Here is a 14503-nt window from a genome sequence, read left to right on the forward strand (position 1 = left end):
CCCGGTTTAATGCAGCGGCAGGGTGCGGCGCTCTCGCCGCATTTGATCCAACTCTTCTAAATAGCGCCCTGTTCCCATGACCACACAGGTCAAAGGATCTGCTGCCATGACAACCGGGAGTTCCGTCTCTTGAGACAACAGGTCAGGAAGCCCGCGCAAAAGCGCTCCGCCTCCTGCCAGAACAATTCCGGTGTCCACTAAATCGGCGGCCAATTCGGCCGGGGTTTCTTCCAGAGTCTGTTTAATGACCTCAATAATGAGTTTGATCGGATCTGCCAGCGCCTGGCGGACTTCCTCAGACGTAATCGCAACCGTCTTCGGCAATCCTGTCACCTGGTCGCGCCCTTTAACATCCATCACTTGTTCTTCCGCTAAAGGGAAAACAGAGCCAATTTTGATTTTAACATCTTCCGCGGATGTTTCTCCGATCAACAGATTGTATTTGCGGCGGAAGTACTGAATGATCGACTCATCCAGTTCGTCTCCGGCCACATCGAGTGATTTGGATACAACCATATCTCCCAGAGAGACAACCGCCACTTCGGTGGTGCCACCGCCCATATCCACAATCAGATGGCCTCGAGGCTCGTTAATCGGAATATCCGCCCCGATAGCTGCGGCCATCGGTTCTTCGATCAAATACACTTCACGGGCTCCCGCTTGTTGGGCGGATTCTCTGACCGCGCGTTTTTCAACTTCGGTAATACCGGAGGGCACGCCGATGACCACCCGGGGGTGTAACAAGCTTCGGCGGTTATGGACTTTTTTAATAAAGTAACGAATCATCCGCTCCGTCACATCAAAGTCGGCGATCACGCCATTGCGCAAGGGACGCACCGCAATGATGTTGGCGGGCGTTTTGCCCAGCATCCGCTTGGCCTCCGCGCCAATCGCCAATACATTACGAGTGTCTTTTTCAATGGCGACAACGGACGGCTCGCGAAGAACAATTCCCTGCCCTTTCACATAAACAAGGGTATTGGCCGTTCCAAGGTCAATACCCATGTCATTGCTGAAGAGGCTGAACAAATAATTAAACATTTAGGAAACCAACTTAAGGATACCCATTTCAGCGCCATCTGACAACCGGGAACCGATTCGGATGAACTGCGTATACCCGCCTGCCCGGCTTTTATAACGAGGAACCAAAACCTCAAAAAGCTTGGTTTGGACTTTTTTATCCCGAATATCCCGGGCGACTTTCCTCCGGGCCGAAAGGCCTTCCCCTTTGGCCGCCGTGATCAGACGCTCGGTAAAACGAGCCACCTCCCGCGCTTTGGGGACCGTCGTTTCAATCTTCTCATGGTGGAGAAGGCTCGTGGCCATGTTCCGGAACATCTGGAAGCGGTGGCCGGTAATTCGTCCGAGTTTACGCCCTGCGTGTGTTTTCATGATTAGGCCGTCGCCTTCACTGGCGGAAGCACTCCGGTGAGGTCCATCCCCAGTGTCAGGTTTAACTCTGCCAGGCGTTCTTTGATTTCGTCCAATGATTTTTTACCAAAATTCTTGTACGAAACAAGTTCTTCATCTTTTTTCGAGACTAAGTCCCCGATCGTTCGAATTTTGGCGGCTTTGAGGCAATTGGAAGCTCTGACGGATAACTCGATAATATCCACCGGCTGGTTTAACAACTCCCGGAGACGTTCAACATCCGGAGCGCCAACCGCTGCAGCCGTCGCCGTGGAAGAAGCCGACTCCTCAACCGGGACCACTTCTTCCTCTTCAAAGGTAATGAAAATGGAGAGGCTGTCCTTCAGGATCTTGGCTGAATAAGCGATCGCGTCGCCCGGAGCAACGGAACCGTCCGTCCAGACATCTAGGATCAAACGATCATAGTCTGTGACCTGCCCGACGCGGGAATTCTCAACGTCATAATGCACTTTTGTCACAGGAGAGAAAAGCGCATCCAGCATGAGCGTGTCCGCCGGATAGCTTTCACGATTTTGCCGGTCTGCTGAGAGATAACCGCGACCTCGGGCGACCCACATCTGAAGAGCCAGCTGTCCGGAGGTATCCAACGTCGCGATCGGCAACTCGGGGGTCAGAATCTCGACATTGGCGTTGGGTTCGATGTCTTTGGCGCGAACCACTCGTTCACCCTTCACGGAAAGACGCAGAATTTCAGGGTCAGGCGTATGCAGTTTGAACCGCAACTGCTTTAGGTTCAAAAGAATCGTAACGATATCTTCACGAATTCCCTTAATGGAGGAATATTCATGAACCACCCCGTCGATTTTAACAGCCGTAATGGCACATCCTTCAAGACTGGACAACAGGATGCGCCGCAACGAATTACCGATCGTATGGCCATACCCCTTCTCAAAGGGCTCGGCATAAAAACGGCCGTAGGTGTCCGTCAATGTATCCTGGTCGCACTCCAGCCGCTGTGGTAGAACCAAATCTTTCAGTCTCATCCGAACGTCCTCCTCGCTTAATCTGGTTATTTAGAGTAAAGCTCAACGATCAATTGTTCGTCGATCGGGTACGAAATTTCATCCCGCGTTGGCCAACTGCGCATCTTGCCGGAGGCATGCGCCACGTTCACTTCCAGCCACGAGGGAGAAGGCCCCCGTTTTTGAGCTCCCTGCAGGGACTGCTGGACAGCGGCATGTTGACGCATTTCATCGGACAAAGCAATGCGATCTCCCGGCTGAACCGCGTAACCCGGAACATCCACCCGCTTATCATTCACTTTCACGTGGCCGTGCAAGACCAGCTGACGAGCCTGCGCTTCTGAAGCGGCAAACCCCAGACGTTTGACAATGTTATCCAGCCGCGTCTCCAGCAACTTCAACAAATTCTCACCGGTCAGCCCGGGGAGCTGCTCCGCCTTTCTGAAATAATGACGAAACTGCTCTTCCGTCAAACCGGCGATTCGTTTTGTTTTTTGCTTCTCACGCAACCGACGCGCATATTCCGAAATCTTGGCTCGCCGCGCTAAATGCATCCCCGGAGCCGACTTCCGCTTGCCCTTTTCAAGGGTACAAGCCGAATAGCATTTCTCTCCCTTGATAAAAAGTTTCGTGCCTTCGCGGCGGCACAACCGACACACAGGACCAGTATATCGTGACATCAGACTCTCCTTGGCTTGGGCGCCCGGCAACCGTCATGCGGAATAGGCGTTACGTCGCGAATGGAAAGAATGGCCAAGCCCGCCCCCTGGAGCCCTCGGATCGCTGTTTCGCGACCTGACCCAGGCCCTTTCACCTGCACATGCACCTGTTTGACACCCGCTTCAAGAGCGCGTTTGGCCGCGGTATCGGCGGTCACCTGGGCGGCAAAAGGCGTTCCCTTTTTGGTGCCCTTGAAACCGCAACTCCCGGCAGTCGCCCAGACAATGACCTGCCCCTGTTCATCCGTAATACTGACAATGGTGTTATTGAAAGAGGATTGAATATGCGCCCGCGCGACAGTCACGTTACGCCAGACCTTTTTCTTGCGGGTGGCACTGCGCGCCCCCGCCGGCGGCGCTCCTGCAGCCGGTCGACTTTCGGATGAAGCAGGTTTGCTTGGTTTTTGTTCTGCCATAAATTCTCCTTAACTAGCGGCTGCCGCGGGTTTGGCCGTTGACGGCTTTTCAGCGCGCGCCGCGCCCACCGTCTTGCGACGACCTCTCCGGGTTCGAGCGTTCGTTTTGGTCCGCTGACCGCGACAGGGCAAGTTGCGGCGATGCCGGAAACCGCGATACGAGTTGATATCGATCAGACGGCGGATGCTGGCTTGAATCTCACGTCGCAGGTCGCCTTCGACTTTGACATCGCGCGAGATCAGGGTGTTGAGCTTATTGATTTCACCTTCGGTTAAATTCTTCACCCGGGTGGCCGGATCAATCTGAGCCTCGACAACCAGTTTCCGACCCAACGGTCGTCCGACACCGTAAATATACGCAAGCGCGATATCAATGCGCTTCTCTTTCGGAAGGTCAATTCCTGCAATACGCGCCATAAAGACTCCTTACCCCTGTCGTTGTTTATGGCGCGGTTCGCTGCAAATCACGCGAACAACACCTTTTCGTCGAATCACTTTGCACTTGCTGCAAATCGGTTTAACGGATGCCCGAACATTCATCTTTCGACTCCTTCCCCTTGCTTAGTCGCTCAAGATGACCCTGAGCGAAGTCGAGGGGTTCATCTTATTTCTCCCTGAAGGTGATGCGCCCACGCGTTAAGTCATAGGGCGAAAGTTCCACCTTCACCTTGTCTCCCGGCAAAATCTTGATGTAATGCATGCGCATCTTCCCCGAAATATGCGCCAGAACTTGATGGCCGCCTTCAATCTCCACTTTAAACATGGCATTCGGGAAGGCTTCCACAACGCGTCCTTCCACTTCAATCTTTTCTTCTTTCGCCATTCAGAATCCTCAGTTAGTATGGGGCGTCAGCACATCAGCCCCGTGAACCGTCAGGGCAACCATTTTCTCATAATGCACAGAAGGGCGGCCGTCCGCCGTCACCACGGTCCAGCCATCCGGCTTGTGACGAATGTCGGCGGTTCCTTCATTGGCCATCACTTCCAAAGCCAGGACCATGTTTTCCACGAGACGGATCCCGGTACCCTGTTTACCGTAACAGGGTACATGGGGTTCTTCATGCATCGCCCGGCCAATCCCATGACCGCCATACTCGCGTACCACATTGTAGCCGGCCTTTTCAATCACCGCTTGCATGGCCGAAGAAACATCCCCAAGTCGATTTCCAATGACGCACGCTTCGATCGATGCCTGAAGCGACTCCTGACCGGCTTTTATCAGCCGCTCTTGCTCCAGAGAGGCCTTCCCCCCTACAACAAAACTGATGGCCGTGTCACCGCAATACCCCTCGACGAACATCCCGATATCCACACTGAGCAAATCGCCGTCTTTCAAACGACGGGGCCCAGGGATCCCGTGAACCACTTCCTCGTTAATAGACGTACAAACAGTCGCAGGGAACCCTCGATAGTTCAAAAAAGCAGGACGAGCACATCGGCTCCGCATCAACTCCTGAGCCATCTGATCGATGTCGCGCGTGGCCATCCCCGCGACAATCCTGCTTTTCAACGTCATGAGGATCTCCGCCGCTACGTGACCGGCTTTACGTAGCAATTCCACTTCTCGCAGACTTTTGAGTTCAATCCGTGACGGTTGATCCACTAAATTTCGGAACATACAGCCGCGACCTGCCGGGTGACTTCTTCGACGGATAATGACGCATTGACCACTCTTAAAGTTCCTTTTTTCTCGTACTGCTCCAACAAGCGGCTCGTCGTCTCTTCGTAGACCGCCAAACGCTTCCGAATCGATTTAGGGTGGTCATCGGTACGCATCACCAGAGGAGCCGCGCACTTATCACACTTGCCGTCCGTTTGGGGCGGCTGCGAAAACAGGTTATAGGTCTGTCCACAGTGACTGCAGATGCGTCGTTTGGCCATCCGATCGATTACAACGGCCGCATCCACCTTAAAATAAAGAACCCGATCGAGAGGACGGTGTGACTTTTGCAAATAGACATCCAACGACTTCGACTGCCCCAGACTTCGGGGATACCCGTCTAGAATAAAACCTTTCTTGCAGTCCTTCTGTTTGAGACGCTCCACGACAATCGCGTTGGTCAGCTGATCCGGAACCAGAAGGCCGGCGTTCACAAACTGGGCAATCTGTTTTCCCATGGACGTCTCTTTGGCGATCGCCTCGCGAAAGATTCCGCCCGTTGCAATGGCCGGAATCGCTAATTGCTGGCTGACAACAACGGCCTGCGTCCCCTTACCGGCGCCCGGAGGACCAAGAAAAATGAACCGTGTGCCCATGATCGTCAGTTTCCAACATTGAACCAACGGCCTTTGAAGCCGCCGCCTTTGAAGAAACCGTCGTAGTGCCGCATGATGAGATGCGACTGAATCTGGACGATGGTATCGAGCGCCACACCCACGACGATCAGCAGCGCTGTCCCTCCAAAGAAAAACGGAGCATTCACCGCCCGTCTGAGGATATCCGGCAGCACCGCGATCGCCGCCACAAACAGCGCGCCACCGAGAGTAATGCGCTCCAGAATCTTTTGAATATAGTGCGCGGTCGCCTCGCCGGGTCGGATCCCGGGGATAAAGCCTCCCCATTTGCGCAAATTCTCGGCTAAATCAGATGGATTAAACGATACCGAATTATAGAAATAGCAGAAAAAAATAATCAATCCCGCATAGAGCAGCTCATAGATCCAGCTCCCGCGTTGTTCCAGCTGAGCAATCCGCGAGGCCCAGGCGGAATGCGGGAAAAAAGCGGCCACCGTGATCGGAACCGCGAGTAAAGACACGGCGAAAATCACCGCGATCACGCCGGACTGATCCACCTTGATCGGAAGATACGTGCTGGCGCCGCCATACATCCGGCGACCGACGACACGCTTGGCATATTGAACCGGAATTTTGCGCTGAGCCGTTTCAACCCATACGACCAATCCCGTTACAGCAATCACAAAGATCACAAGCCCCAGAGCCATAAATAATGACATTTCTTCAATCCGAACCAACCGCACCAGATCGGCGATGGCCGCCGGAAGCCGGTCGACGATCCCCGCAAAAATAATGAGTGACACGCCGTTTCCAATCCCGCGCTCCGTAATTTGTTCTCCAAGCCACATAATGAAAACGGACCCCGTGGTCAATGTTAGAACCGTCATGGCGATCCAACCGAGTGTCGGGTTGATCACAATCGGCAATCCGCCCGGTGCCGTCATCTTTGAAATCGTCAGCGTCAAGCCCAAGGATTGCAGCGCCCCCAAGACCAGTGTCATATAACGCGTGATTTGATTCATGCGCTTACGACCTTGCTCGCCTTCTTTGGCCAACCGGTCAAGGTAAGGGATCACATGAGCCCCCTGCAGCAAGCTCATAATAATCGACGCATTAATATAAGGACCAACCCCCATGGCGAAGATGGCCAGACGCCCCATCGCCCCGCCGGAAAAAATGTTTAAAAATCCAAGCAACGTGTTCTGTTGAGCCGAGAAAAAAGCTCGGAGCGCATCGGTATTCACGCCGGGTACAGGAATGGTCGCGCCAATGCGGTAAACGGTGATAATCGCTAATGCAAAGAAGATCCGGCGCTTAAGCTCCGGAACTTTGAAAATATCCGCGATCGGGTTGCCCATCCTCTCCGTCGCCATTATTTCTTTAGAACCTCGATCCGGCCCCCGGCTTTCTCAATCAGTTGTTTAGCACTGGCTGAAAAAGCATGGGCCTGCACCGTTAAGGGTTTGCTCAATGCACCCTGGCCGAGAATTTTCACACGGACGCCCATCCCCTTGATGAGCCCCAATTGTCGCAAAGAATCCGGCGTGACAGATGCATTTGCTTCAAAACGATTTTCCAATTCGCCTACGTTGACGGGTGAATACTCGATTCGCCACATGGTATGGCGAAAACCCCTTTTAGGAATCCGGCGAATCAACGGAACTTGGCCGCCCTCAAATCCAACCATGCCGCCAAAACCGGAGCGGGACCTCTGCCCTTTCATTCCACGAGTCGATTGAGCACCATGTCCGCTGCCAATGCCCCTTCCGACAATTTTACGACGATGCCGGGAGCCCGGAGCTGGTTTTAATTCATCGAGCCGCATCGCTGGTTACCGCCTCTTTTGATCGAATCGCATTGATTTGCTCTTTGGTTCGCAGTCCCTTGAGTGCTTCCAGGGTCGCATAGACCACGTTGTACGGGTTGGAAGATCCGAGCGATTTGGTCAGAATATCTTTAATACCGACCGCATCCAGAACCGCACGAACGCTACCCCCGGCGATAACACCCGTTCCCGGAGCCGCAGGCTTCAGAAACACGCGACCAGCCCCGAAACGACCGATAATCGAATGAGGGATGGTGACACCCAGCAGGGGGACATGGATCAGTTCTTTCTTCGCCCGGGCAATCCCTTTTTGGATCGCCGATTGGATTTCCTTCGCTTTACCAACGGCCGTGCCCACATGCCCCTTCTTATCCCCTACGACAATGAGGATACTGAATGAAAAGCGTTTTCCACCCTTGACCACTTTAGCGACCCGATTGATCGCAACAACGGTTTCGGCTAATTCCATTCCATTCGGATTAATTCGTGCCACAGGGGCTCCTCTTCGGCTCGCTCCGCTCACTCAGAGTGGTGAGCATAGTCGAACTACTTTTTAAAAATCCAAACCGGCTTTACGGGCCGCTTCGGCCAGCGCTTTGATGCGACCATGATAGACGTGCCCGCCCCGGTCAAAGACAATCTGCTTAATGCCCTTGGCCAGCGTTTTTTCCGCGACCAATTTCCCAACGGCCTCTGCGGCGGGAATATTCCCACCACTTTTCAGCTGCCCCTTCAAGTCTGAAGACAAAGAAGAAACGGCAACCAAGGTTTGACTCTTGGCATCATCTATAATTTGCGCATAAATATGCTTCGATGCCCGGTAAATGGATAGACGCGGCCGGGCGGTTTGCGAGGCCCGGATTTTTCGACGCGTGCGTGCTGCTCGATAGTGATAACGTTCCAGTGTGATTCCGTGCATATTATTTCTTGGCTCCTCCGGCCCCTCCGCCAACAGCCCCTGCTGCGGCTTTCCCGGCTTTCCGGATAATATGTTCGCCCACATACTTGATGCCGCTACCTTTATAAGGCTCCGGCTTCTTCAATCGGCGGATTTGCGAGGCCACTTCCCCAACGGTATAGGCATCCACGCCAGTAATCGTTAAAAGAGTCTGCTTGGGATCAATGGCCACTTTGATACCGGCGGGCAACCGGAACACAACCGGATGCGCAAATCCCAACGTCATGGTCAGCTTATCGCCTGCCACTTGGGCACGATAACCAAGACCGATGATTTCCAGCTCCTTTTTAAAACCTTGCGTCACCCCAACAACAGCATTATTGAGAAGCGAACGAGCCAAACCATGAAGGGCCCCTGCATTTTCAAGGGTTGGATCCACTTCCACAATCGCCTGATTTTTTTCCACTTTAACCGAAATACCAGGAGGAAGTTTCTGAAGATTCTTCCCCAAGGGGCCGTTGACTTCCACCAACCCGTCCTTGAGTTCGAGTTTGACTTTGTCAGGGATCACGATAGGCTGTCGTCCAATTCGACTCATACCATCACCAGATTTGGCAGAGGACTTCGCCGCCAGCCTTCGCCTGATAGGCTTGACGATCGGTCAGAAGGCCTTTCGACGTAGAGACAATCGTAATGGCACCGGCCTCTCCGCGCCGGGAAAAAGCGGTATAGGGACGGTAAATCCGCAGGCTCGGACGGGAAATACGCTTCAATCCCTGAATCACTTCCTGTTTACTCGAAGCGTATTTGAGATAAACGCGGATAAACGGATGCTTCTGGGCATCTTCCATGACTTTGTAATTGGCGATAAAACCTTCCGCCTTAAGAATACGAACCAACCCGACCTTCAGCCGTGATGAAGGAGCATCCACCTTTTCAAATTGACGGTGGCTGGCGTTTCGAATGCGGGACAACAAATCTGAAATCGGATCACTCATAATATTCTCACCAGCTGGATTTTACGACACCCGGGATTTCTCCACGGTGTGCCATCGATCGAAAACACAACCGACACAGACCAAAATCCCGATAGAAGGAACGCCCTCGCCCGCAATTACGGCAACGGTTCCGGAAACGCGTTGCGAACTTTTGGGGCTTCCGCATTTTTGCGACGATTGAAATACGAGCCACGATATCTCCTTATGCTTGCCCGGCCGCCGGAGTCGCCGCAGACCGCGACACACGGGTTTTGACGTCGCTGTCCGTCGCTTTAAAAGGCAACCCAAAAAGCGACAGCATCTCACGCGCCTGGACATCCTCCCCGGCGGTGGTCACGATGGTCACATTCAACCCGCGAATCTTGGGCGAATTATCCAACTCGACTTCCGGGAAAATGTGCTGTTCCGCCAGGCCAAGGTTATAGTTCCCGCGTCCATCAAAGGCGCGCGAATCCAGACCGCGAAAATCACGAATACGGGGCACCGCAATATTAATAAAGCGATCCAGGAATTCGTACATCCTGGCCCCACGCAACGTCACCCGCAAACCAATGGGCATCCCCTGGCGCAGTTTAAAGTTAGAGATCGACTTCTTTGCGCGCCGCACTTGCGGCTTCTGTCCCGCGATGGCCGCCAGCTCAGCCGTGGCCACATCCATCGCCTTGATATCTTCCTTGGCGTCGTTGACGCCCATATTGATGACAACCTTCTGGATACGAGGCACTTGAAAGATATTCTTGAGGCTAAATCGCTTAATCATTTCCGGAATGACCTGATTCCGGTAATGATCCTTCATTCGAGGGTTGTATAGTTTTTTAGAACTCATGACACCAGCATCTCCCCGCACTTGCGGCAGATTCGCACCTTGGTTCCATCCGTCAACTGGTCACTTTTCGGCCGCATGGCGCGATTGCACTTCGGACAAATAAGCATGACATTAGACAGATGAAGCGGCGCTTCCTTTTCTCGAATGCCGCCCGGCTGCGTCTGCGTGGGCCGGGTGTGGCGCTTGATGAAATTGACCTTGGAAACAATCACGCGGTCATTGCCTTTCAGCACCTGGACCACTTCGCCCTGCTTGCCGCGATTTTTCCCTGCTAAAACGAGGACCTTGTCTTTTTTTCGAATAAGCGACATCACACAACCTCAGGAGCTAATGAAATAATTTTGATATAGTCGCGCTCGCGCAGCTCACGCGCAATGGGGCCAAAAATCCGGGTTCCGCGGGGTTCGCCTTCTGCATCGATCAGGCATACGGCATTGTCGTCAAATTTGACATAGCTACCATCCGCTCGACGATGCTCGCGAGTCGTTCGAACGACCACCGCACGAACCACTTCCCCTTTTTTGATCGCGGACGTCGGGAGCGCATCCTGAACGGAACAGATGATGACATCCCCAAGACCCGCATAACGACGCCGGGTCCCGCCCAAGATCCGGAAGCATCGAAGACGCCGGGCTCCCGAATTATCGGCCACATTAAGAATCGAACGTTCTTGAATCAAGCGCTTTTCTCCAATACACGCATGACACGCCAGCGTTTTAATCGCGAGAGTGGACGAGTTCCCATAATTTCAACTTTGTCGCCCATGTGGCTTTCGTTTTTCTCATCGTGCGCATAAAAACGGCTCGATCGACGAAGCACTTTCCGGTAGCGAGGATGAGTGGTATTCCAACGCACCTCAATCACCCGGGTTTTATCCATTTTATCGGACACCACCCGCCCAATTCTTACTTTTCGGGCGGCACGCAACTCATGAACGGGGGCAGCCACTTTTGTTTCCATTAAACTGTTTCCTTTTCTTTCGTCCGAAGGATCGTTTTTAAACGGGCGACCTCGCGGCGCGCCTGTCGAATCTCCATGGGATTCTTCAAGGGATTGCTCGCATGACGAAAGCGAAGACGGAAGTGATTCTCCTGAACATCCTGTAACCGCGCTTCCAGTTCCTGGGCGGTCATCTGATGCAAGGATTCCGGCCCTTTCGTTTTTGCTTTTTTCGCCATCAAAATTCCTCTCGAACGACAAATTTGGTGCGGATCGGCAATTTATGAGCCGCCAACGTCATGGCTTTCTGGGCCTCCGCGACAGGCAACCCTTCCAACTCAAACAGGATTCGACCCGGTTTGACGACAGCCACCCAAAACTCAGGGGCCCCTTTACCTTTCCCCATACGTGTTTCAGCGGGCTTCTTGGAAATAGGCTTATCCGGGAAAATGCGGATCCACAGTTTGCCGCCTTTTTTAATAAACCGCGTTAAGGCGACTCGAGAAGCCTCTATCTGTCGGCTGGTGATCCAAGCCGCACCCAGCGCTTGAAGGCCGTACTGACCAAAATCAACGTTGGTGGCGCCTTTCGACAGGCCCTTCAGCCGGCCGCGATGGGATTTTCGATATTTGACGCGCTTGGGCATCAACATATTTAAACCCCTTCCTCAGGAAGCGTCTCTTCTTCGGTATTGGCTTCTGCCGGGACGTCGGCCACCGCGGCTTCTTCGCCGGCAGGCGGCGACAGGACGGCGGTTTTAGCCAATTGTTCCAACTCTTCCTTTGGAATCAGTTTGACCTCTTCGATCAAATCTTCGCGCGTCTTCTTAAAGAGCTCTTTCTTAAAAATCCATACTTTGCAGCCGATGCGTCCCATGGTGATGAGGGCTTCGGCGAATCCGTAATCGATATCCGCACGGAAGGTCTGCAATGGCACGCGGCCCTCTTTCATCCATTCCACGCGGGCGATTTCGGCGCCGCCCAATCGACCGGAAACGCGCACTTTGATTCCCAGCGCTCCGGCCGCCATCGTTCGTTCCATGGTTTTCTTCATGACCCGGCGAAAACCAATATTCTTTTCCAGCTGAAGAGCGATTCCTTCCGACACCAGCTGCGCGTCCAGCTCAGGGCGCTTAATTTCCATGACATTCAAAGAAACATCCGGAAGCTTACGATCCGTCATTAAGGAGATATCGCTGCGCAAATTATCGATATCCGCCCCCTTCCTCCCAATGACAATCCCAGGGCGGGCCGTAAAAATGGTCACGCGCAGCCGCTTGCCCGCACGCTCCACCATAATACGCGACACCGCCGCCCCTTGCAGTTTGTGCTTCAAATACTGGCGAATCCGGCGATCCTCCTCAAGAAGATCCGGCATCTGGCGGAGGTTAAACCACTTGGAGTCCCACTCCTTAATGTAGCCGAGCCGTAGACCTTTTGGATGGATTTTTTGTCCCACTGAATTTCCTCCTAGCGAACTTTCTTGCCCGCTGGTTTTTGATCGCTGACGACAATCGTCATATGCGTTGTCCGGTGACGAATGGTCGCCCCTCGCCCCATCGCAAATGCCCGCATGCGTTTAATCTGAGGTCCTGCCCCGACCCAGGCTCTCGCCACATACCACTGATCCGGGTTTTGCGCCCCAGAATTGGCAAACGCGCTCTGCAACGTCTTTTCAACGATCGGGCGTGCCCCTTTGGTGACCAGCCGCAACGTAGCCAAGGCGCCAGCCACGGACTTCCTGCGGATCAGCATCAAGATCTGATCCACTTTGCGTGGTGAAATTCGAGCATATCGAGCGTGCGCAATAGATTCCATGTTCAATTAGGTTAATGAAGACGCTTCTTTGGTATGGGCCGCCCCATGACCTCGAAAGAAACGAGTCGGCGCCATTTCGCCAAGTTTATGTCCGACCATTTCTTCCGTGATAAAGATCGGCAAAAATTTTCTCCCATTGTGAACGGCCACCGTATGACCGACAAAATCGGGGGTAATCGTGCTGCGCCGGGCCCATGTTTTAAGAACTTTTTTATCTCCACCCTTGTTTTGTTGTTGAATTCGTTTTAACAGTTTCTCGTCAACGAAAGGGCCTTTTTTAGTCGATCGTCCCATAGTCTCCTCGAATTAGATGACTGTAACCGTTTGTTTGGAGCGGTGCTTCAGGATCATCCAATCCCAAATCTTCTTGGAACGGGTCTTATACCCTTTGGCCGGCTGGTTCCACGGAGAACGGGGCTGGTTATTTCCCTTGGATCGCCCGCGACCGCCTCCATGCGGATGGTCCACTGCGTTCATCGCGGTTCCACGCACAACCGGACGAATTCCTAAATGGCGGCTGCGGCCGGCGTTACCCAGGACGCGGTTCTCATGATCAATGTTTCCGACCTGTCCCACCGTTGCCATACAGTTCCGCCACAACTGGCGGATCTCCCCGGAGGGCATACGAACTTGCACGTAAGGACCTTCTTTAGCCATCAACTGGGCGGCGGCACCGGCCGAGCGAACCAGCTTCGCGCCACGTCCCGGCATTAGCTCAAGATTATGAATAAGCGTTCCTTCCGGAATTCGGTCCAGAGGAAGCGCATTTCCTACTTTAATATCGGCTTCAGGCCCTGATAGAATTTGATCGCCAACTTTCAACCCTTCCGGATGCAGAATGTATCGTTTCGCACCATCCGCATAGTGGATCAAAGCAATGCGGCCACTGCGGTTCGGATCATACTCGAGGGCAACCACTTTCCCGGGTACCCCGGGCTTGTTGCGCAAGAAATCAATTTCGCGGAAAAGCCGTTTATGTCCACTGCCCTGATGGCGCACAACCACCAGCCCGAAATTATTACGACCGGCCTTCCGACGCAAGGAACGGGTCAGGCTTTTTTCCGGTTCTTTCTTGGTGAGCCAGGAAAAATCCTCAACCGTGATAAATCGACGCGACGGTGTATAGGGTTTAAACGATTTCATCAGGCTTCTTCCATCACTTTAATTTCTTGTCCCGCTTGAAGCGTCACAATCGCCTTTTTCCAATCCGCCCGGCAGGCCCCGGCCGATTTCCCCATGCGCCGGAATTTCCCGGGCACGCGCATGGTATTGACTCGAAGCACTTTGACCTTAAAAAGCTTTTCAACGGCCTGCTTGATATCCCGCTTGGACGCCTGCATCAGGACCCGAAAAACGTATTGGTTCGCCAGCGCCTTTAAATTGGTCGCGCGTTCAGTGATCAAAGGCCGCAGAATGATTGATAAACTGTTTTCCATA

28 protein-coding genes are annotated in these 14503 nt (G+C 53.3%); all 28 read right to left on the minus strand.

Annotated elements, in window-relative coordinates:
- Window positions 1–6: 6 nt before the first annotated feature.
- The 28 genes from WC859_02355 to rplW all read right to left on the minus strand — a co-directional run bounded on the left by WC859_02355 (window position 7) and on the right by rplW (window position 14502).
- A complete protein-coding gene (locus WC859_02355) occupies window positions 7–1041 on the minus strand; it encodes a rod shape-determining protein (protein MFA5974992.1) in 1035 nt (344 codons plus the stop codon).
- Complete coding sequence (gene rplQ, locus WC859_02360; protein MFA5974993.1) at window positions 1042–1392, minus strand: 50S ribosomal protein L17; 351 nt, start codon at window positions 1390–1392, stop codon at window positions 1042–1044.
- A gap of 2 nt (window positions 1393–1394) precedes the next feature.
- Window positions 1395–2414, minus strand: a complete 1020-nt coding sequence (locus WC859_02365; protein ID MFA5974994.1) for a DNA-directed RNA polymerase subunit alpha — start codon at window positions 2412–2414, stop codon at window positions 1395–1397.
- A 26-nt stretch (window positions 2415–2440) separates the two neighbouring features.
- Window positions 2441–3073 carry a 30S ribosomal protein S4 gene (rpsD, locus tag WC859_02370; protein MFA5974995.1) on the minus strand — a complete coding sequence of 211 codons (633 nt, stop codon included), beginning with the start codon at window positions 3071–3073 and terminating at the stop codon, window positions 2441–2443.
- Entirely contained in the window at window positions 3073–3528 is a 456-nt protein-coding gene (gene rpsK / locus WC859_02375) for a 30S ribosomal protein S11 (GenBank protein MFA5974996.1), read from the minus strand. Before rpsK ends, rpsD begins: the two co-directional genes overlap by 1 nt.
- A 9-nt stretch (window positions 3529–3537) precedes the next feature.
- Window positions 3538–3945 (minus strand): 30S ribosomal protein S13, encoded by a 408-nt coding sequence (rpsM, locus tag WC859_02380; protein ID MFA5974997.1) that lies wholly within the window; start codon window positions 3943–3945, stop codon window positions 3538–3540.
- A 9-nt stretch (window positions 3946–3954) separates the two neighbouring features.
- Window positions 3955–4068 (minus strand): 50S ribosomal protein L36, encoded by a 114-nt coding sequence (gene rpmJ / locus WC859_02385; GenBank protein ID MFA5974998.1) that lies wholly within the window; start codon window positions 4066–4068, stop codon window positions 3955–3957.
- 64 nt (window positions 4069–4132) lie between these two features.
- Window positions 4133–4351 (minus strand): translation initiation factor IF-1, encoded by a 219-nt coding sequence (infA, locus tag WC859_02390; GenBank protein MFA5974999.1) that lies wholly within the window; start codon window positions 4349–4351, stop codon window positions 4133–4135.
- Between the two features lie 9 nt (window positions 4352–4360).
- Window positions 4361–5146, minus strand: coding sequence for a type I methionyl aminopeptidase (gene map, locus WC859_02395; GenBank protein MFA5975000.1), 786 nt, complete (start codon window positions 5144–5146; stop codon window positions 4361–4363).
- Window positions 5131–5784 (minus strand): adenylate kinase, encoded by a 654-nt coding sequence (locus WC859_02400; GenBank protein MFA5975001.1) that lies wholly within the window; start codon window positions 5782–5784, stop codon window positions 5131–5133. Before WC859_02400 ends, map begins: the two co-directional genes overlap by 16 nt.
- Before the next feature lie 5 nt (window positions 5785–5789).
- Window positions 5790–7121 carry a preprotein translocase subunit SecY gene (secY, locus tag WC859_02405; protein ID MFA5975002.1) on the minus strand — a complete coding sequence of 444 codons (1332 nt, stop codon included), beginning with the start codon at window positions 7119–7121 and terminating at the stop codon, window positions 5790–5792.
- Between the two features lie 14 nt (window positions 7122–7135).
- Window positions 7136–7588, minus strand: coding sequence for a 50S ribosomal protein L15 (rplO, locus tag WC859_02410; protein ID MFA5975003.1), 453 nt, complete (start codon window positions 7586–7588; stop codon window positions 7136–7138).
- A complete protein-coding gene (gene rpsE, locus WC859_02415) occupies window positions 7575–8057 on the minus strand; it encodes a 30S ribosomal protein S5 (protein MFA5975004.1) in 483 nt (160 codons plus the stop codon). The genes rplO and rpsE overlap by 14 nt, the downstream gene beginning before the upstream one ends.
- 84 nt (window positions 8058–8141) lie before the next feature.
- Window positions 8142–8507: a 50S ribosomal protein L18 gene (gene rplR, locus WC859_02420; GenBank protein ID MFA5975005.1), complete on the minus strand. Its 366-nt coding sequence runs from the start codon at window positions 8505–8507 to the stop codon at window positions 8142–8144.
- Window position 8508: 1 nt separating this feature from the next.
- Window positions 8509–9084, minus strand: coding sequence for a 50S ribosomal protein L6 (gene rplF / locus WC859_02425; GenBank protein MFA5975006.1), 576 nt, complete (start codon window positions 9082–9084; stop codon window positions 8509–8511).
- 4 nt (window positions 9085–9088) lie between these two features.
- Window positions 9089–9484: a 30S ribosomal protein S8 gene (rpsH, locus tag WC859_02430; GenBank protein MFA5975007.1), complete on the minus strand. Its 396-nt coding sequence runs from the start codon at window positions 9482–9484 to the stop codon at window positions 9089–9091.
- Between the two features lie 7 nt (window positions 9485–9491).
- Window positions 9492–9677, minus strand: a complete 186-nt coding sequence (locus tag WC859_02435; protein MFA5975008.1) for a type Z 30S ribosomal protein S14 — start codon at window positions 9675–9677, stop codon at window positions 9492–9494.
- 9 nt (window positions 9678–9686) lie between these two features.
- On the minus strand, window positions 9687–10310 hold the full coding sequence (gene rplE / locus WC859_02440; GenBank protein MFA5975009.1) for a 50S ribosomal protein L5: 624 nt from the start codon (window positions 10308–10310) through the stop codon (window positions 9687–9689).
- Window positions 10307–10621: a 50S ribosomal protein L24 gene (gene rplX, locus WC859_02445; protein ID MFA5975010.1), complete on the minus strand. Its 315-nt coding sequence runs from the start codon at window positions 10619–10621 to the stop codon at window positions 10307–10309. Before rplX ends, rplE begins: the two co-directional genes overlap by 4 nt.
- Entirely contained in the window at window positions 10621–10989 is a 369-nt protein-coding gene (rplN, locus tag WC859_02450; GenBank protein ID MFA5975011.1) for a 50S ribosomal protein L14, read from the minus strand. Before rplN ends, rplX begins: the two co-directional genes overlap by 1 nt.
- Window positions 10986–11270, minus strand: coding sequence for a 30S ribosomal protein S17 (gene rpsQ, locus WC859_02455; GenBank protein ID MFA5975012.1), 285 nt, complete (start codon window positions 11268–11270; stop codon window positions 10986–10988). The genes rplN and rpsQ overlap by 4 nt, the downstream gene beginning before the upstream one ends.
- Window positions 11270–11488, minus strand: coding sequence for a 50S ribosomal protein L29 (gene rpmC, locus WC859_02460; GenBank protein ID MFA5975013.1), 219 nt, complete (start codon window positions 11486–11488; stop codon window positions 11270–11272). Before rpmC ends, rpsQ begins: the two co-directional genes overlap by 1 nt.
- The gene (gene rplP / locus WC859_02465) at window positions 11488–11901 is read right to left on the minus strand and encodes a 50S ribosomal protein L16 (protein ID MFA5975014.1); all 414 of its coding nucleotides are present in this window, start codon (window positions 11899–11901) and stop codon (window positions 11488–11490) included. The genes rpmC and rplP overlap by 1 nt, the downstream gene beginning before the upstream one ends.
- 2 nt (window positions 11902–11903) lie before the next feature.
- Entirely contained in the window at window positions 11904–12707 is an 804-nt protein-coding gene (gene rpsC / locus WC859_02470) for a 30S ribosomal protein S3 (protein MFA5975015.1), read from the minus strand.
- A gap of 11 nt (window positions 12708–12718) precedes the next feature.
- Entirely contained in the window at window positions 12719–13066 is a 348-nt protein-coding gene (rplV, locus tag WC859_02475; GenBank protein ID MFA5975016.1) for a 50S ribosomal protein L22, read from the minus strand.
- Between the two features lie 6 nt (window positions 13067–13072).
- Window positions 13073–13360 (minus strand): 30S ribosomal protein S19, encoded by a 288-nt coding sequence (gene rpsS, locus WC859_02480; GenBank protein ID MFA5975017.1) that lies wholly within the window; start codon window positions 13358–13360, stop codon window positions 13073–13075.
- 12 nt (window positions 13361–13372) lie between these two features.
- Window positions 13373–14209, minus strand: coding sequence for a 50S ribosomal protein L2 (gene rplB / locus WC859_02485; protein ID MFA5975018.1), 837 nt, complete (start codon window positions 14207–14209; stop codon window positions 13373–13375).
- Window positions 14209–14502: a 50S ribosomal protein L23 gene (gene rplW, locus WC859_02490; protein ID MFA5975019.1), complete on the minus strand. Its 294-nt coding sequence runs from the start codon at window positions 14500–14502 to the stop codon at window positions 14209–14211. The genes rplB and rplW overlap by 1 nt, the downstream gene beginning before the upstream one ends.
- Window position 14503: the final 1 nt, after the last annotated feature.

The sequence above is a fragment of the Elusimicrobiota bacterium genome, from assembly GCA_041660185.1.
Lineage (GTDB): Bacteria > Elusimicrobiota > Elusimicrobia > 2-01-FULL-59-12 > 2-01-FULL-59-12 > JBAZWU01.

Bases quoted from the DNA above. Each gene is read 5' to 3' on its own strand.
- rplB (MFA5975018.1), bottom strand. From the start codon at position 14,209: ATGAAATCGTTTAAACCCTATACACCGTCGCGTCGATTTATCACGGTT.
- rplR (MFA5975005.1), bottom strand. From the start codon at position 8,507: ATGCACGGAATCACACTGGAACGTTATCACTATCGAGCAGCACGCACG.
- rplP (MFA5975014.1), bottom strand. From the start codon at position 11,901: ATGTTGATGCCCAAGCGCGTCAAATATCGAAAATCCCATCGCGGCCGG.
- WC859_02355 (MFA5974992.1), bottom strand. From the start codon at position 1,041: ATGTTTAATTATTTGTTCAGCCTCTTCAGCAATGACATGGGTATTGAC.
- infA (MFA5974999.1), bottom strand. From the start codon at position 4,351: ATGGCGAAAGAAGAAAAGATTGAAGTGGAAGGACGCGTTGTGGAAGCC.
- rpsK (MFA5974996.1), bottom strand. From the start codon at position 3,528: ATGGCAGAACAAAAACCAAGCAAACCTGCTTCATCCGAAAGTCGACCG.
- rplQ (MFA5974993.1), bottom strand. From the start codon at position 1,392: ATGAAAACACACGCAGGGCGTAAACTCGGACGAATTACCGGCCACCGC.
- rpsE (MFA5975004.1), bottom strand. From the start codon at position 8,057: ATGGAATTAGCCGAAACCGTTGTTGCGATCAATCGGGTCGCTAAAGTG.
- rplE (MFA5975009.1), bottom strand. From the start codon at position 10,310: ATGAGTTCTAAAAAACTATACAACCCTCGAATGAAGGATCATTACCGG.
- rpsD (MFA5974995.1), bottom strand. From the start codon at position 3,073: ATGTCACGATATACTGGTCCTGTGTGTCGGTTGTGCCGCCGCGAAGGC.
- rpsH (MFA5975007.1), bottom strand. From the start codon at position 9,484: ATGAGTGATCCGATTTCAGATTTGTTGTCCCGCATTCGAAACGCCAGC.
- rplF (MFA5975006.1), bottom strand. From the start codon at position 9,084: ATGAGTCGAATTGGACGACAGCCTATCGTGATCCCTGACAAAGTCAAA.
- WC859_02365 (MFA5974994.1), bottom strand. From the start codon at position 2,414: ATGAGACTGAAAGATTTGGTTCTACCACAGCGGCTGGAGTGCGACCAG.
- rpmJ (MFA5974998.1), bottom strand. From the start codon at position 4,068: ATGAATGTTCGGGCATCCGTTAAACCGATTTGCAGCAAGTGCAAAGTG.
- rpsS (MFA5975017.1), bottom strand. From the start codon at position 13,360: ATGGGACGATCGACTAAAAAAGGCCCTTTCGTTGACGAGAAACTGTTA.
- rplX (MFA5975010.1), bottom strand. From the start codon at position 10,621: ATGTCGCTTATTCGAAAAAAAGACAAGGTCCTCGTTTTAGCAGGGAAA.
- rplW (MFA5975019.1), bottom strand. From the start codon at position 14,502: ATGGAAAACAGTTTATCAATCATTCTGCGGCCTTTGATCACTGAACGC.
- rplV (MFA5975016.1), bottom strand. From the start codon at position 13,066: ATGGAATCTATTGCGCACGCTCGATATGCTCGAATTTCACCACGCAAA.
- secY (MFA5975002.1), bottom strand. From the start codon at position 7,121: ATGGGCAACCCGATCGCGGATATTTTCAAAGTTCCGGAGCTTAAGCGC.
- rpsM (MFA5974997.1), bottom strand. From the start codon at position 3,945: ATGGCGCGTATTGCAGGAATTGACCTTCCGAAAGAGAAGCGCATTGAT.
- rplO (MFA5975003.1), bottom strand. From the start codon at position 7,588: ATGCGGCTCGATGAATTAAAACCAGCTCCGGGCTCCCGGCATCGTCGT.
- rpmC (MFA5975013.1), bottom strand. From the start codon at position 11,488: ATGGCGAAAAAAGCAAAAACGAAAGGGCCGGAATCCTTGCATCAGATG.
- WC859_02400 (MFA5975001.1), bottom strand. From the start codon at position 5,784: ATGGGCACACGGTTCATTTTTCTTGGTCCTCCGGGCGCCGGTAAGGGG.
- rpsQ (MFA5975012.1), bottom strand. From the start codon at position 11,270: ATGGAAACAAAAGTGGCTGCCCCCGTTCATGAGTTGCGTGCCGCCCGA.
- map (MFA5975000.1), bottom strand. From the start codon at position 5,146: ATGTTCCGAAATTTAGTGGATCAACCGTCACGGATTGAACTCAAAAGT.